This window comes from uncultured Salinisphaera sp. (genome assembly GCF_964012375.1).
Taxonomy (GTDB): Bacteria; Pseudomonadota; Gammaproteobacteria; order Nevskiales; family Salinisphaeraceae; genus Salinisphaera.
Window position 1 is genome coordinate 1 of the sequence record NZ_CAXGSH010000039.1, and the last position, 16,189, is coordinate 16,189.

At 64.0% G+C, this 16,189-nt stretch carries 15 protein-coding genes; 9 read left to right on the plus strand and 6 right to left on the minus strand.

Annotation, left to right across the window (positions count from 1 at the left end; translation table 11 throughout):
- On the minus strand, positions 1 to 341 hold a 341-nt coding region (locus tag ABNU97_RS08580; RefSeq protein WP_348766323.1), incomplete at its 3' end, for an ATP-grasp domain-containing protein.
- Between the two features lie 171 nt (positions 342 to 512).
- Here ABNU97_RS08580 and ABNU97_RS08585 point away from each other — a divergent pair.
- The 8 genes from ABNU97_RS08585 to ABNU97_RS08620 all read left to right on the plus strand — a co-directional run bounded on the left by ABNU97_RS08585 (position 513) and on the right by ABNU97_RS08620 (position 7,824).
- Positions 513 to 758 (plus strand): hypothetical protein, encoded by a 246-nt coding sequence (locus ABNU97_RS08585; protein WP_348766324.1) that lies wholly within the window; start codon positions 513 to 515, stop codon positions 756 to 758.
- Entirely contained in the window at positions 758 to 2,404 is a 1,647-nt protein-coding gene (locus ABNU97_RS08590) for an ATP-binding protein (protein WP_348766325.1), read from the plus strand. Before ABNU97_RS08585 ends, ABNU97_RS08590 begins: the two co-directional genes overlap by 1 nt.
- Positions 2,391 to 3,815, plus strand: coding sequence for a sigma-54 dependent transcriptional regulator (locus ABNU97_RS08595; RefSeq protein WP_348766326.1), 1,425 nt, complete (start codon positions 2,391 to 2,393; stop codon positions 3,813 to 3,815). The genes ABNU97_RS08590 and ABNU97_RS08595 overlap by 14 nt, the downstream gene beginning before the upstream one ends.
- A gap of 86 nt (positions 3,816 to 3,901) precedes the next feature.
- The gene (locus ABNU97_RS08600) at positions 3,902 to 5,116 is read left to right on the plus strand and encodes a type II secretion system F family protein (protein ID WP_348766327.1); all 1,215 of its coding nucleotides are present in this window, start codon (positions 3,902 to 3,904) and stop codon (positions 5,114 to 5,116) included.
- 46 nt (positions 5,117 to 5,162) lie between these two features.
- On the plus strand, positions 5,163 to 6,044 hold the full coding sequence (locus ABNU97_RS08605; RefSeq protein ID WP_348766328.1) for an A24 family peptidase: 882 nt from the start codon (positions 5,163 to 5,165) through the stop codon (positions 6,042 to 6,044).
- Between the two features lie 84 nt (positions 6,045 to 6,128).
- Complete coding sequence (coaE, locus tag ABNU97_RS08610; RefSeq protein ID WP_348766329.1) at positions 6,129 to 6,770, plus strand: dephospho-CoA kinase; 642 nt, start codon at positions 6,129 to 6,131, stop codon at positions 6,768 to 6,770.
- A gap of 80 nt (positions 6,771 to 6,850) precedes the next feature.
- Entirely contained in the window at positions 6,851 to 7,621 is a 771-nt protein-coding gene (gene zapD, locus ABNU97_RS08615) for a cell division protein ZapD (protein WP_348766330.1), read from the plus strand.
- Entirely contained in the window at positions 7,621 to 7,824 is a 204-nt protein-coding gene (locus tag ABNU97_RS08620) for a DNA gyrase inhibitor YacG (protein ID WP_348766331.1), read from the plus strand. Before zapD ends, ABNU97_RS08620 begins: the two co-directional genes overlap by 1 nt.
- Before the next feature lie 367 nt (positions 7,825 to 8,191).
- Here the strand turns inward: ABNU97_RS08620 and ABNU97_RS08625 are convergent, their stop codons facing one another.
- Genes ABNU97_RS08625 through secA form a run of 3 tightly spaced genes read right to left on the minus strand, consistent with a single transcriptional unit; the run spans position 8,192 to position 13,192 of the window.
- Positions 8,192 to 9,163: a Nudix family hydrolase gene (locus tag ABNU97_RS08625; protein WP_348766332.1), complete on the minus strand. Its 972-nt coding sequence runs from the start codon at positions 9,161 to 9,163 to the stop codon at positions 8,192 to 8,194.
- Positions 9,164 to 9,169: 6 nt separating this feature from the next.
- Entirely contained in the window at positions 9,170 to 10,384 is a 1,215-nt protein-coding gene (gene argJ / locus ABNU97_RS08630; protein WP_348766333.1) for a bifunctional glutamate N-acetyltransferase/amino-acid acetyltransferase ArgJ, read from the minus strand.
- A gap of 6 nt (positions 10,385 to 10,390) precedes the next feature.
- Positions 10,391 to 13,192 carry a preprotein translocase subunit SecA gene (gene secA, locus ABNU97_RS08635; protein WP_348766334.1) on the minus strand — a complete coding sequence of 934 codons (2,802 nt, stop codon included), beginning with the start codon at positions 13,190 to 13,192 and terminating at the stop codon, positions 10,391 to 10,393.
- 154 nt (positions 13,193 to 13,346) lie between these two features.
- Between secA and ABNU97_RS08640 the strand changes: the two genes are divergently transcribed.
- Positions 13,347 to 13,796 carry a DciA family protein gene (locus tag ABNU97_RS08640; RefSeq protein WP_348766335.1) on the plus strand — a complete coding sequence of 150 codons (450 nt, stop codon included), beginning with the start codon at positions 13,347 to 13,349 and terminating at the stop codon, positions 13,794 to 13,796.
- Between the two features lie 9 nt (positions 13,797 to 13,805).
- Here ABNU97_RS08640 and lpxC read toward each other — a convergent pair whose 3' ends face one another.
- A complete protein-coding gene (lpxC, locus tag ABNU97_RS08645; protein ID WP_348766336.1) occupies positions 13,806 to 14,723 on the minus strand; it encodes a UDP-3-O-acyl-N-acetylglucosamine deacetylase in 918 nt (305 codons plus the stop codon).
- 279 nt (positions 14,724 to 15,002) lie between these two features.
- Positions 15,003 to 16,148: a cell division protein FtsZ gene (gene ftsZ, locus ABNU97_RS08650; RefSeq protein ID WP_293628475.1), complete on the minus strand. Its 1,146-nt coding sequence runs from the start codon at positions 16,146 to 16,148 to the stop codon at positions 15,003 to 15,005.
- Positions 16,149 to 16,189 lie beyond the last annotated feature (41 nt).

The window sequence follows — 16,189 nt, forward strand, 5'->3', positions numbered from 1 at the left end:
ACCAGCACCGACAGATACAGCTCGGATTCGATATCCGCCGGCTTTTCGACATAGACCGAGTTGATGGGCAGGCCAACATCGCCGGTCTGCTTGGTCTTGAGTTCGCCGCCGATCATGTCGGCCGCGGCCTGCTTGACCTCGTCCACGCTGGAACAGATCTTCACGCCGCCGGCCTTGCCGCGCCCGCCGGCATGCACCTGGGCCTTGACTACCCATTTATCGCCGCCAAGCGATTTGGCTGCTTCGACCGCCTCGTCCGCGGACGCTGCGACCTTGCCTTCGCCGGCAGGCACGCCGTAGCGCGCAAAGATTTCCTTGGCCTGATATTCGTGAACGTTCATGGCATCGCCTTTTTGCAGAATCAATTCGTCGAGATGCTGCGCATTGTCGCTCTTGAACTTCGACGCGACAACTTTGCATGCGAGCCGCGCGCAGCCACTCGGCGGCATGCGCATTCCTAACGTATGATGGCAACGCAATCAATCGCGGCTTTTCTCGGTCGATTTCACGCCATGGCACGTCTGCTCGGACTCCTCCTATTACTTGGCCTCGGCTGGCTTGTGGTCAGGCAGCTGCTTGGCCCGCGTCGCGCACCTGACCGCGATTCCACGCCGCCGCGCTTCGAAAAGACGGTGCGCTGCAGCCGTTGCGGCGTGCATCTGCCGCTGGCGCTTGCCAGCGAGGATGCAGACGGCGCTCCAATCTGTAACGACGCCCACTGCAGCGCGCATCAGCCGCGCGACCGCGACCCCCGTTAATGGGCATACGCACCGGCGGCGGCCTGATCCGCCATGCCGAAGACTGGCGGGCAATCACCACGCTGAACATGTATCGCAGCCTGATCAGCTTCGGGCTGGTCGGGGCTTTGTTGTTCGGCGCCGCCGAGGGCATGTTCGATGTGGAACTGCCCGATGCCTTTCGTCTTACCTCGCTGCTATATCTCGCCCTGTGTGCGCTGGGCCTGGTAGCGGCGCTGCTGCGCAAGCCGGCGTTGCGGATACAGGTCCTGGTGGCCTGCGCGGTCGATATCGTCGTGTTTACTGCCCTCGCCCTTGCCGGCAGCGGGGTATCCGGCGGGCTCGGCATGCTCTTGATCACGCCAGTGGCGGCTGCGGGCATGTTACTGCCGCGGCGGGTGGCCGCGCTGCTGGCCGCCTGCGCAGCCCTCGGCATCCTCGGCCAGGAGGCCTGGCGCGCGTTGCAGCTGCCGGGCGGCCACGCGGAATTCGTCCAGGCCGGCATTCTGGGCGGGGTGTTCTTCATCACCGCCGGGGTTGCGCACTGGCTGGCGCTGCGCGTGCGCGAAAGCGAGGCGCTGGCCGCGGAGCGTGCCAGCGAGGTGCGCGATCTGGCCGCGCTCAACCGCCATATCATTCAACAGATGGAAGTCGGCGTCGTGGTCGTCGATGATCGACGCCACGTGCAGCTGATCAACGATGCCGCCATTCGTCTTCTGGAGCTCGAACAGCGCTCACATGCCGCGCGCGCGCTGGCCCGATTATCGCCCGCGCTCGATAGCGCACTATCGCGCTGGTCGGCCCAGCACACCTCGGCCGGCGAAGTCATTCGCGCAGGCTCTCACGCGCTGTTGCCGGTATTTTCGATCCTGGGCGACAACGACCGCGCAGGTGCGCTCATCTTTCTGGAGGATGCGCTGCGCCAGAACGAGCAGGCCCAGCAGCTCAAACTGGTATCCATCGGCCGCCTGTCGGCCAGCATCGCCCACGAAATCCGCAACCCGCTGGGCGCGATCAGCCACGCGGGCCAGTTGCTGGCCGAGTCGCCTTCGCTGGGCCCGGACGAAAACCGCATGCTCGACATCATCCATCGCCATACGCGCCGCATCGACGGCATCATCAACAGCGTGCTCGGGCTGTCGCGACGCTCGCAGACATCGCGGCGTACACTGGCGCTGTCGAACTGGCTGGACGACGCGATCGAGGATTACCTCACGTTCGACGACGATTCGCCGGATTTCGATGTTGAAGCCATCGACCCGGAGCTACAGGTCGAATTCGACCCCGATCATCTGCGTCAGGTGCTATTCAATCTCTGGGACAATGCCAAGGCCTATGCGCGTCGCGACGGGGTGGTGCTCACGGTTCATCTGAGCGGAGAACGCAACCGCAGCAATCGCTTCTGCCTGGATATCCGCGACAACGGCCCCGGCATCGACGAAACGATTTTCAACCAAATTCTGGAACCGTTCTTTACCACCACGCGCGATGGCACCGGCCTGGGCCTGCATATCGCCGCCGAGCTGTGCGAAGCCAACGGTGCGCAGCTCGTGCCAGTTGCACATTCCGGCGGAGCCTGCTTTCGTATCGTATTCGCCCCCATTCGCACCTCGCCCGCGCGCACCACTGCCTCGCCCATGCCAAGCAACGTTCATGACTTCGACTGATACCGTGCCCTATGCCCTGATCGTCGACGACGAAGCCGATATCCGCGAGCTGGTCGAGATCACCCTGGCCCGCATGTCCATCAAGACACTGGCGGTGGCGGACCTGGCCGAGGCCAGGCAGGCATTTGCCGACGAACGCTTCGATCTGTGCCTGACCGATATGCGTTTGCCCGACGGCGACGGCCTGGAACTGGTGAGCTTTATCAGCGAAAACCATCCGCATTGCCCAGTGGCCGTGATTACCGCCTATGGCAGTGCCGACAGTGCGGTGGCCAGCCTCAAGGCCGGCGCATTCGATTTCGTATCAAAGCCGATCGACGTGGCCGGCCTGCGCGCGCTCGTGGCCCAGGCGCTCAAACTCGCCGGCCTCGATAACGACGCGCCACCGCATCCGTCGCTGGATGCTTCACCGCGGCTGATTGGCAACACCCCGTCCATGCAGCGGCTGCGCGAAACCATTGGCAAACTCGCCCGCAGCCAGGCACCGGTCTATATCACCGGCGAATCCGGCACCGGCAAGGAGCTGGTCGCGCGCATGATCCATGCCGAAGGCCCGCGTATGGGCAGCGCCTTCGTGCCGGTGAACTGCGGCGCGATTCCGTCGGAACTGATGGAATCCGAATTCTTCGGCTACGTCCGCGGTGCCTTTACCGGCGCCATGCGCGATACCTCGGGGCTGTTCGCGCGCGCCGATGGCGGCACGCTGTTTCTCGACGAGGTCGCCGATTTGCCGTTGACCATGCAGGTCAAACTGCTGCGTGCGATTCAGGAACGCGCCATTCGCCCGGTCGGCGCGAACGATGAAACCGCCGTCGACGTACGCGTGATTTGTGCCACCCATCGCGACTTGGCCGCGGAAGTGGCACGCGGTCGTTTTCGCGAAGACCTTTACTACCGGCTGAACGTTATCGAAGTGCATGTGCCGCCGCTGCGCGAGCGCCGTGCCGATATCGCAGCGCTGGCCGGGCGCATTCTGGACGCGCTGGCAAGAAAGCTGCGCCTGCGGCATTCACCCACGCTGGCGCCGGACGCACTCGAGGCGCTGGAGCAATACAGCTTTCCCGGCAACATACGCGAGCTGGAGAATATTCTGGAGCGCGCCGTTACCTTGAGCGAAGACGCGGTCATCGACCGCCGCTACCTGCGCCTGAACTCGCCGCTGCTGGAAGGCCAGGCGCATATCGAACCGCCAGCGAGCCAAGCATTGGCGAGCGCGGCCAATGCACCGTCGCGGCCTGCAGCGGCCGTGGATACCAGCGTCGATCTGGAAACCCAGCTCGAGACGCTCGAACGCGAACGTATCCAGCATGCGCTGGAGACCTGTCACTACAACAAGACCAAAGCGGCCAAGCATCTGGGCATCACGTTTCGCGCGTTACGCTACCGTCTGGCCAAACTGGGGATGAATTAATAGCAGCGGCCGCCGATAAAGCGTTATGCGGCACAGGGGACGCCGAACACCCACGGCTAGCGGTACGGGGCAACATGGCAAGCACGATGAGCGAAAACCAGACTTTCTTCTGGATCGGCACCGATCGAAGCGGCGCACGTATCAAGGGCCAGACCGATGGCCCCAACGAGGCCATGGTCAAGGTCGCGCTGCGAAAACAGGGCATCAACCCGATCCGCGTACGCAAACAGACCACCATTTTCGGGCTGGGCGGCAAGCGCAAGAAAAAGATCAAGGCCGGCGATATCGCCATTTTCGCGCGCCAGCTCGCGACCATGCTCGCTGCTGGTGTACCGCTGGTGCAGTCGCTGGAAATTATCGCCAAAGGCGCCGACAACCCGTCGCTGGGCGAACTGGTGGATACCATTCGCGCGGATATCGAAGACGGTATTCCGCTCGCCCAGGCGCTCTCCCGTCATCCGAAATACTTCGACGATCTGTTCGTGAACCTGGTCGATGCCGGTGAAAAATCCGGCGCGCTTGAGTCGCTGCTCGACAAGATCGCCACCTACAAGGAAAAAACCGAAGCCATCAAGGCCAAGGTGCGCAAGGCGCTTTTCTACCCCAGCGCGGTTATCGTGGTGGCGGTCATCGTCATGGGCATCCTGCTCTACTTCGTGGTGCCGCAGTTCCAGTCGCTGTTCCAGGGCTTCGGTGCCGATCTGCCGGCCTTCACCCTGCTGGTCATCAGTCTGTCGGAAACGGTCCAGGCCTGGTGGTGGCTGATCCTCGCCATTATCGCGGCCGCGTTCTATGCCTTTTTCCAGGCGCGATTACGATCGCGATCGTTCAGGCGCATGAACGACCGGCTGGCTCTCAAGCTGCCCATTATCGGCGATATTCTTTACAAGGCCGCGGTGGCACGTTTTGCCCGCACCCTGTCGACCATGTTTGCCGCCGGCGTACCGCTGGTGGAAGCGATGGACTCGGTCGCCCGAGCGTCGGGCAATATCGTGTTCGAAGAGGCCATTCTGCAGATGCGCGATCAGGTCTCGTCGGGCGTACAGCTGCAGCTGGCCATGAACAATACGGGGCTGTTCCCGAGCATGGCGTTGCAGATGGTCGCGATTGGCGAAGAATCCGGCTCGCTCGATGCGATGTGCTCGCGCGTGGCGGATTTCTACGAGGCCGAAGTCGACAACCAGGTGGATTCCTTGTCCTCGCTGCTCGAACCCATGATCATGGCGATCATCGGCGTTCTGGTGGGTGGGCTCGTGATCGCCATGTACCTGCCGATATTCAAGCTCGGCTCGGTGGTCTGACGATCACCCGGCCAACGAACCCTCGCAGGAACCGGCACTGACCTCGATGCAGACCCTATTCGCCGAACAGCCGGTCTTTTGCTACATCGCCGTGGCGCTGTTCGGGTTGATCGTCGGCAGCTTTCTCAACGTCGTCATTCTGCGGCTGCCGCGCATGATGCAGGCCGAATGGCGCGCCAGCGCAGCTGAAATACTGAACCAGCCGGTCGCGACATTTTCCAGCCGCCGTGTCTCGCTATCGCATCCGCGCTCCGCATGCGGGCATTGCGGCACGCCAATCAAACCCTGGCACAACATCCCCGTACTCAGCTTCGTGCTGCTGCGCGGCCGATGCGCCAACTGTGGCCACCCCATCTCGTTGCAGTATCCCGCGGTGGAACTCGTCAGCGCCGCGCTGGCCATCGCGGTTCTGGCGGTATTCGGCATGACGCCGTTCACCGGTTTCGCGCTCGTGTTCACCTGGACGCTGATCGCGGCCGCAATGATCGACTGGCAAACCCAGCTGCTGCCCGACACGCTGGTGCTGCCGCTGCTCTGGCTCGGTCTGCTGCTCAGCCTGGGCCACGACGCAGATTTTGCGCTGATAGATCCGGCCACCGCCATTCTCGGTGCCGCCGGCGGCTATCTCGTGCTCTGGCTGGTTTTTCACGCCTTTCGTCTGGCCACCGGCAAGGAGGGCATGGGTTACGGCGACTTCAAGCTGCTCGCCGCCCTGGGCGCCTGGCTTGGCTGGCAGGCATTGCCGATGGTACTGCTGATGTCTTCGCTTGCCGGCGCGATTGTTGGCGGCACGCTCATGGCGACCGGGCTGCTCGAACGCGGTAAACCCATGCCGTTCGGTCCCTGGCTGGCGCTGGCCGGCTGGCTGACACTCGTTGCAGGCGATACAATCGGCGCCGCGTATTCATCCCTTGCCGGTTTGAACTAGCGGCCAACAGCCGCTCAGGGTTGGGTCATCGTCGCCAGGACGATGCACCGGCGTGCTGTATTCCGGCTGCAAAGGAACTAGCAAATGCCGAGTAGTCTCGTCGTCGGCCTTACCGGCGGCATCGCCAGCGGTAAGTCCTTGGTTTCCAGCGCGTTCGAGCGCCTGGGCGTGACCATCATCGATGCCGACGTCGTCGCACGCGACGTGGTCGAACCCGGCCAGCCGGCCCTGGAAGAGATCGTCGAGCGTTTCGGCGCGGATATCGTCGACGACGAGGGCCGACTCCGACGCCGCGCCCTGCGCGAAATCGTGTTTGCCGACGATGCGCAGCGCGCCGAGCTCGAGCGCATCACCCACCCCCGCATTCGTGAAGAACTCGCCCGTCGCCGCGACGCGGCCCAGTCCGACTACTGTCTGCTGGTGGTGCCGCTGCTGGCCAAGTCGAGCATGCGCGATCTGGTCGACCGGGTACTGGTGGTCGATGCGCCGGAGGTCGTACAGATGGACCGGCTCATGTCGCGCGACGACATCAACGAAGATCTGGCACGGCGCATGATCGCCGCCCAGGACAGCCGCGCCGAGCGCCTGGCCCTTGCCGACGACGTGCTCATCAATACCGGCCCGCGCAAGGATATCGCCGATCTCGCGGCCGCGCTGCATGCCGGCTACCTGCGTCTGGCACACGGCGAAGTAGCCGACCTGCCGCCCCTGCACCTGCCTGGCTGAACACAGCAAGGCGCGAATACTTTGATTGGCCGGTGCAGACGCATAGACTGACCGCCTGATTCATCCATCGAGGGTTGTCTGTGGCCGATAACGGCGCGTTCTGTTACGAGCAACCGCTCAACGAACGCATAAGAACCTTCCTGCGTCTCGAACACCTGATTGCGCGCCTGCGCCATCACGAAGCCGACGAAAGCCCGTGGGGCCGTCGCGCGACACTGGACGCCCTGATCGATATCCTCAACGTGATGTCGCGCTACGACACGCGCGCCGAGGTCAGCAAGGAACTCGGCAGCCGCTATGCCGCGTTCGAAAAGCTGGGCGACCGCGACGACGTCGACGAGCGCGCGCTCAAGCAGGTGCTGGGCGAACTCGATAGCCTCGGGCGTGCCATGCAGACCATGCCGCCGCAGTTCGCCTCCTACCAACTGCGCGACAACGAACTGCTCAACAGCCTCAATAACCGCAGCCCGATCGCCGGCGGCGATTGCGGCTTCGACCTCCCCGCGTTCCAGCACTGGCTGTCGCAGAAGAACGCCGACCAGGCCCGCGACCTGAAAGCCTGGGCCGGGCATATCCAGCCGTTCGAGCAGGCTATTGGCATGCTGCTGCGGCTGTTACGCGAAAGTACCAGCCCGGCGTTGCAGACGGCCAAGAAAGGCGTACTCGTACACAACATGGACCCCAGCACCCAGCTCATCCGCGTGCTGATCGACGACGCCCGCGTATTTCCTGAGATCAGCGCCGGGCGCCACCGCGCCACGATTCGCTTTGTCGAAGTGCAGGACAAGAAGCTGCGCGTGCGCCAGTACCCGTCCAATGTCGAATTCCGTATGGCCTGCTGCCGTTTCTAATGACCAAAACGATCGAATGCCCGCAATGTGGCAAACCGGCCCGCATCGGCCGTGATAATGACTATCGGCCGTTCTGCTCGCGCCGCTGCAAGCTGATCGACCTGGGCGACTGGCTCGATGAAAGCAACCGGATTCCGGACCCTACCGGTTCGGCCGGTGGCGTGCTGCCCGACGACGCGGACGACTCGGGCCTGCCGCACTAACCTCGCAAGGCACGGCTCGCAGGGATCTCAAACTCCGGTGGCCGCAAGCGGCGCCCCCATGCGCCAGCCGACAGCGGATCCAGGCCCTGTTAACGCGAACGAAATCGCCGCGCCGCGGCCCGTTTTTGGGCAACAGAATGCGCGGGTGAGCGTGGTGACGCTTTGCGACATGAGCGCGCGGCATTGCCTGCCGGACTGCGCGCCTCGAATCATTACGCCCGGCCCGCTTGCCGACGGGTTGCGCCCGGAAATCCCCCGTGCGGCGTTGCGCGTCGTTCCTTTGGGTCGCCAAGCATCTCGGCTCGTGCCTTGCCGGGCCAATTTCTGACAAGGCAGCACGACGATTGGCGTTGGGTGTTAGCAGGCGCTAATCGGTGGCCTTCCAGAACGCCCGGATGGCTGCGACGCCCTGGGCGTTGCGTTGCTGGGCCGCGCTCAGGTCGTCCTCTCCCAGGCCGCCCAAGGCATAAACCGGCAAGGCATGGTCGGCCCGGGCAGCGCACCAGCCCTTCCAGCCCAGCGCCGGTGCCCCCGGATGGGTCGGCGTCGCTGCGACCGGCGATAGCACCGCGAAATCGGCGCCACGCTCGACCGCCGCGACGAGATCCGCGCCGGTATGCGCAGATACAGCCAATAGCTGGCCCGGTGCCAGCGCGGGCCGCCCCGATTCGAGCAATCGCGCCACCGACCAGTGCAGCCCGTCTGCGCCCGCCGCCTCGCATACGGCCAGCGACCGATCGACCAGTACGGCGACGCCGTGGCGGTGGCCCGCGTCAACAACCTTCGCTGCCAGCGCCTGATAGGCGCCATCCTCCAGCCCTTGGTCGCGCAGACGGAGCAGACGTGTCTGCGGCTGCGCGAGCAGCGTCTCGAGCCGCGCCCACCAGGCATTCGGGTCGGCCGCGCTCAGCGCCGGCGTGATCGGATATCGGTCCGGCAGGTCGAACGCGCACAGAATCACGTCGGTGGCCGGCAGCAGTTGATAATCCGCCAGCGCACGTCGCTCGACCCAGGCCAATTGCTGGCCTTCGAGGCCGCGTGGCTCACCCTGCCACTGATCGATACGCCAGACATGCAGACGCACCGGGCGTTCGCCCTTCGTATGCATAAACCGGATCAGCGGCGTATCGAGCCGACAGTCGGTTACGCCGACTTCCTCGGCCAGTTCCCGAGCCAGGCAGTCGCGCATCGGCTCTTCGTTTTCGCGCTTGCCGCCGGGGAACTCCCAAAGTCCTTCGCCCGGCGTGCCGGGCCGGCGCCGGGCAATCAACAGGCGGCCGGCCTGATCAACCAGAATACCCACCGCAATATCCAGCGGCACCTGCTTATCTGATGGCATGACGGTTCAGCTGCGGTATTCGGCGTTGATACGCACGTATTCGTAGGACAAATCGGAGGTCCAGATACGGGCCGACGCTTCGCCGCGCCCGAGATCGATGGCAATGGTGTACTCGCTTTGGGCCATGACCGCGGCGGCATCGCTTTCCATATAGTCGTCTCGCGGCTCGCCGTCGGCCACGATCGCGACCGCGTCGAGCGCAATGGCGACATGATCGATCGCGAAATCCGCCACCGGCGCACGTCCGACCGCGGCCAGGATGCGCCCCCAGTTCGGGTCGCCGGCAAAACAGGCGGTCTTGACCAGCGGCGAATGGGCGACCGTAAAGGCCACCGCCCTGGCCTCGGCCTCGTCGCGGGCACCGCTGATGTCCAGCGTGATGAAGCGTGTCGCGCCCTCGCCGTCGCGTACGATGGCCTGCGCCAGTTCGCGGGCCAGGTCGGTCAGCGCATCGATAAAGGCGCCCCAGCCGGGCGCGCTCGGTGCAAGCTCTGCCCCCGCGCCGGTGGCACAGGCGATACAGGCATCGTTGGTCGAGGTATCGCCGTCGACCGATATGGCATTGAAGGAATGCGTCATCGCCGTACGCAAGGCGGTGTCGAGCGCCTCCGCGTCGATCGCGGCATCGGTGGCGATAAACGCAAGCATGGTGGCCATATCCGGCCGGATCATGCCCGATCCCTTGGCGATACCGGTCAAGGTCACGGTAGCGCCGTCGCCGATATCCACGCTGCGCGACGCGCCCTTGGCGACCGTATCGGTGGTCATGATCGCCTGGGCCGCGTCCAGCCAGTGATCCGGGTCCAGACCGGCGTCAAGACCGGCGATACAGGCCTGCATACGCTCGACCGGCAGATGCTGGCCGATCACGCCGGTCGAGAACGGCAGCACCTGCTCCAATCCCAGCGCCAGGCTATCGGCCACGCTCTTGCAACACGCCAGGGCGTCGGCTTCGCCGCGTCGGCCAGTGCCGGCATTGGCGTTGCCGCTGTTGATCACCAGCGCGCGCACCGGCCCTGCGGCCAGATGGCGCTGTGCCACGCGTACCGGCGCGGCGGCGAAGGCGTTTTGTGTGAACACGCCGGCCACGGTGGCGGTATCCGCCAGCTTGAGCACGGCCATGTCGTTGCGGCCGGGTTTCTTGATCGCGGCTTCACCCACGGCCCACGCAGCGCCGGCGACCGGCAGCAGGCGCGCCGGCGCACTCAGATTAACGGCCATATCGCTTCAGTCTCGTCCGTGACAGTGCTTGAACTTCTTGCCCGAGCCGCAGGGACAGGGCTCGTTGCGACCGATCTTGCGTTCGTTGCGCACGAACGTCTCTGGCCGCTGGTCGCCGTCGCCCGGTTCGCGCGCAGCCGGCGCATCCGAACCCGGCAGATTGGCGCGGGCGGCCTGTTCGGCCGGGTCCGGCGCCTGGCCATCGGGCTGCTGCTGGGCGGCAGCTGCCGCGGCCACGGCCTGGTCGGCCGCGCTGGCCGCTTCCGCATGCTGGAAGTCGAGGTTTTCCATCTGCTTGCGGCGTTCTTCCCGGGCTTCCTCGGTGGCCTCGGCACGAACCCGGCCGCGGGCCAGCACCGTCACCGTCTCGTGCTTGAGCCGCGTGAGCATGTCGTTGAACATCTCGAAGGCTTCACGCTTGTACTCGTTCTTCGGATCCTTCTGGGCATAGCCGCGCAGGTGGATGCCCTTGCGCAGGTAGTCCATGGACGCCAGATGCTCGCGCCAGAGCGAGTCCAGCACCTGCAGCAGCACGGCCTTTTCGATCTGGGCCAGCACGTCGGAGCCGGCCTCTTCACGCTTGTCCTCGTAGGCCTGCTTCAACTGCGCGGCAATACGCTCGCGCAGGCCTTCCTCGTCGAGCGTCTTCTCTTCGTCCAGCCACTGCTGAATCGGCAGTTCCTGGCCGAAATCGCGCTGGATCGCCTCCACAAGGCCGGGAATATCCCACTGCTCTTCCAGGCTCTGCGGCGGGATATGCTGGCTGATGACGTCGTTGACGACCTCGTCCCAGATATTCTCTACGATATCGCCGACATCTTCGGCGTCCATGATCTCGTTGCGCTGCTCGTAGACCACCTGGCGCTGGTCGTTGGCGACGTTGTCGTACTCGAGCAGCTGCTTGCGGATATCGAAATGGTGGGATTCGACCTTGCGCTGCGCGTTCTCGATCGCCCGCGTGACCCACTTGTGCTCGATCGCCTCGCCTTTTTCCAGGCCGAGATTCTGCAGCATGGCGCGCAGCCGCGGCGGCGTGAAGATACGCATGAGGCTGTCTTCGAGCGACAGATAGAACCGCGACGCGCCCGGATCGCCCTGGCGACCCGAACGACCGCGCAGCTGGTTGTCCACGCGTCGTGATTCGTGGCGTTCCGAGCCGATCACGTACAGGCCGCCGGCTTCGAGCACGGCTTCGTGGGTCTTGGCCCATTCATCCTGCAGGCGCTGGCGGCCGGCCTGGTCGTCCTCCATGGCCTCCAGCGCTTCCTGGATATTGCCGCCCAGCACGATATCGGTACCGCGCCCGGCCATGTTGGTGGCGATCGTGACCGCGCCGGGACGCCCCGCCTGGGCAATGATCTCGGCCTCGCGCTCATGCTGCTTGGCGTTGAGCACCTCGTGGCGGATGCCGAGCTGGCGCAGCAGCCGCGAGGACAGCTCGGAGGCTTCGATCGAGGCGGTACCGATGAGCACCGGCTGGCCGGCTTCGCTGGCACGCTTGGCTTCCTCGGCAATGGCCTGGAACTTCTCGGCGCCGGTCATGAAGATCTGATCGGGCAGGTCCTTGCGCAGCAGCGGCTTGTTGGTGGGTATGACCACCACTTCCAGACCGTAGATCGACTGAAACTCGAAGGCTTCGGTGTCGGCCGTGCCGGTCATGCCCGAGAGCTTGTCGTAGAGGCGGAAGAAGTTCTGGAAGGTGATCGAGGCCAGGGTCTGATTCTCTTTCTGAATCTTGACGCCTTCCTTGGCCTCGATGGCCTGATGCAGGCCGTCCGACCAGCGCCGCCCGGGCATGGTACGGCCGGTGAACTCGTCCACGATCACGATCTGGCCGTCGGCGATGATGTAGTCCACATCGCGCTGATAGAGCACGTGTGCGCGCAGGGCCGCGTTCATGTGGTGCATGAGCGCGACGTTGTTGGCGTCGTAGAGGCTTTCTTCTGCGTCGAGCAGGCCCGCCTCGCGCATCAGCGCCTCCACCTTCTGGTGGCCGTCTTCGGTCAGAAAGACCTGCTTGTTCTTTTCTTCCGGCGAGTAGTCGCCGGGGCCGTCTTCTTCAACCTGTTCGTCGAGGTGCTTGACCAGACGGTCGACGCGCATCGATGTTTCGGGATCATCGTCGGTGGGCCCGGAGATGATCAGCGGCGTACGAGCCTCGTCGATGAGAATGGAGTCGACTTCGTCGATGATGGCGTAATGCAGCGGACGCTGAACGCGATCGGCCGGCGAGAACGCCATGTTGTCGCGCAGATAGTCGAAGCCGAACTCGTTGTTCGTGCCGTAGGTGATATCGCAGGCATAGGCCGCACGCTTGCCCTGCGGATCCTGGCCGGAATAGATCACGCCCACCGTCAGGCCCAGAAAACGATACAGACGGCCCATCCATTCGGCGTCGCGGCTGGCCAGATAGTCGTTGACCGTGATGATGTGAACGCCCTGCGCGGGCAGCGCGTTCAGATACGTGGTCAGCGTCGCGACCAGCGTCTTGCCTTCGCCGGTCTTCATCTCGGCGATCTTGCCCTGATGCAGCACCAGACCGCCGACGAGCTGGACATCGAAATGCCGCATGCCGAGCACGCGCTTGCCGGCTTCACGCACGGTGGCGAACGCCTCGGCGGTGAGGTCGTCGAGCTTCGCGCCCTGTTCGAGCCGCGCGCGGAACTCTTCGGTCTTGGCCTGCAGCTGCTCGTCGCTGAGTGCCTCGTATTCGGTCTCGAGGGCGTTGACGGCGCCGACAATGCGGTGCAACCGCTTGACCACCCGCTGATTACGGCTACCGAGAAGCTTGGTCAGAATATTGCTCATGAACCCTCGTCGTCTGGCCCGATCGAAGCGCCGCGAACATCGCGCGCGGTGCAAAACGGGCATGATACCGCAGGCCTTGTCTGCCTTTCAGTGACGACAGCCGAATACGGCTGCTACGCTTTGGACAATCCGTTTGCGTCGGCCTGGAAAGAGCATGGGGACGACACCGCAATCAATCCAGTCCCTGCTGCATACAGCGACCCCGGATATTGCCGATCTGATCGGACGGGCGCGTTTTCTCGAGCGCATGCGCCAGTCGCTGCTGGAAATTCTGCCGGAAGCCGCAGGCCCGCACGTACGCGTCGCGGCCTATGAAGGCTATCGTCTGCGCCTGCACGTCACCCACGCCGGGTGGGCGACCCGGCTACGCTATATGCAGCCGGCGATCGTACAGGCACTCGCACAGCGCATGCGCCTGCATATCGAAGGTGTCGAAATCAAGGTACGCCCCGACCTGACGCCCGCGCCGCCACCCGAGGCGGTGCGCACGATCAGCGATACCGCACGGGCGCATCTGCGCCGCAGCGCGTCCTATATCGCCGACAAACAGCTCGCCGACGCGCTCGCGCGCCTGGCCGAAGCCGGGCGCCGCGACGACGGCTAGCCCGCTTGTCTACGCAGCCGCGACGGGGCGGGCGTTGATATAGGAAATCGGGGAATCCTCGATATCCTCGTAGGTGACCTCTTCCCAGGCTTTTTCTTCCGACAGCAGCGCGCGCAGCAGCTTGTTGTTGAGCGCGTGCCCCGACTTGTAGCCGGAATAGCTGCCGATCAGGCCATGGCCCAGCAGATAAAGGTCGCCGATCGCGTCGAGGATCTTGTGGCGCACGAATTCGTTGTCGTAGCGAAGACCGTCGGCGTTGAGTACGCGATAGTCGTCGAGAACAACGGCATTATCCATGCTGCCGCCGCGCGCGAGGTTGTTCGAGCGCAGGAATTCGATATCGCGCATGAAGCCGAAGGTCCGCGCACGGCTGACTTCACGAACGAACGAGGTCGTGGAGAAATCGACGGTCGCCGACTGAGTGTCGGAATCGAACGCCGGATGGTCGAAGTCGATACAGAAGCTCACCTTGAAGCCGTCGAACGGGTCAAAGCGCGCCCATTTGTCGCCGTCGGTGACCTGAACCGAACGCTTGATACGGATGAACTTCTTTGGCGCATCCAGCTCCTGAATGCCGGCCGACTGGATCAGGAACACGAAAGGCCCAGCGCTGCCATCCATGATCGGCAGCTCGTCGGAAGACAGCTCGACGATCGCGTTATCGATGCCCAGACCCGCCATCGCCGACAGCAGATGCTCCACGGTCTGAACGCGCACGCCGTCGTCGACAAGCGTGGTCGCCAGCGTCGTATCACCTACCTTGAACGCATCGCCACGGAACTCCTTGACCGGAGTGCAGTCCGTACGACGAAACACAATGCCCATATCCGCCTGTGCCGGGCGCAGGGTCATATAAACCTTCTGGCCGGTATGCAAGCCGACGCCGGTCGCCCGGATGGGGTTCTTCAAGGTGCGTTGTCTAAGCATCGAGTTCTTATCCTTGTGGCGGTTTGTCATGCTCGGCTTGCCATGTCATAAAGCCGTCACCTGACGGTCAGATACTTTATGCACAGTGGCTTAATTTCGCCTTAACTCGCCGCGTCCTGCTACCGCTCGCGCCCGGAACCCGAAAAAGCCCGGTCCGCAAAGCCGCTTAGATTAACACAGGGATGCCGGTTGGCAGCGCACGGCTACCGCCAACCGGCATGTTTTCGACTACCGCCGGCCCGCAGGCCGGCTCCGGCAGACGCCCTGCAACCATGGCCTTTAGTCGGCCTGGTTACGCAGAAACGCCGGCACGTCGAAGTAATCCATATCGACCGCGGCGTTCTCGCGCGAGGACTGCTGCGGACGGTTACGGATCACCGTGGGACGATCCAGATCCTCGTAGCGCATCTGGCCGCCGGCATCACGCTTGACGGCACGAATGGCTTCGCGCTCTTCGGCCTGACGGCCCAGGCCCGTAGCCACGACGGTTACGCAGATTTCGTCGCCCATGCTCGGATCTTCGGCCATGCCGACGATGACTTCGGCGTTGTCCGCGCCCATATCGGCGATGACTTCGTTTACGATCTGGAACTCGTGGATGCCCAGGTTCTCGTCGCCCGAGACGTTGACCAGCAGGCCCTGGGCGCCGTGCAGGCTCAGATCATCCAGCAGCGGCGAGGCCAGCGCGGCTTCTGCGGCTTCGCGGGCACGGTCGTCGCCGACGGCCGTCGCACGGCCCATCATGGCCATACCCTGCACCGACATCACGCGACGCACGTCGGCAAAGTCGACGTTGATCACACCCGGACGGGTAATCAGATCGGAAATGCCCTGCACCGCGTTGTGCAGCACGTTGTTGGCCGCCTGGAAGGCGTTCTTGAGCGTGGTCGCCTTGCCCAGGGCGGTGAGCAGCTTTTCGTTCGGGATCACGATCAGCGAATCGACATAGCGACCCAGCTCTTCAATGCCCTGCTTGGCGATTTCCATGCGACGGCCGCGCTCGAACGGGAACGGCTTGGTCACGACGGCCAGGGTGAGAATGCCCATTTCGCGGGCGATCTCGGCCACGACCGGCGCCGCGCCGGTGCCGGTGCCGCCACCCATGCCGGCGGTAATGAACAGCATATCCGCGCCTTCGATGGATTCACGAATGCGGTCGCGATCCTCTTCGGCGGCCTGACGGCCGATGGCCGGATCCGCACCGGCGCCCAGGCCGCGGGTGACGTTCATGCCGAGCTGTACGAGCACATCGGCATCGCAACGCTCCAGATGCTGGGCATCGGTGTTGGCACAGATGAAGTCCACGCCTTCGATGCCGCCGTTGACCATCTGGTTGATGGTGTTGCCGCCGCCACCGCCGACGCCGATGACCTTGATAATGGCCTTATCGGTCTTTTGATCTGCAAATTCAAATACTTCAGGCATGATGCACCTCTATCTTGGTTGCCGTGCTTTTTCCTTGCGGA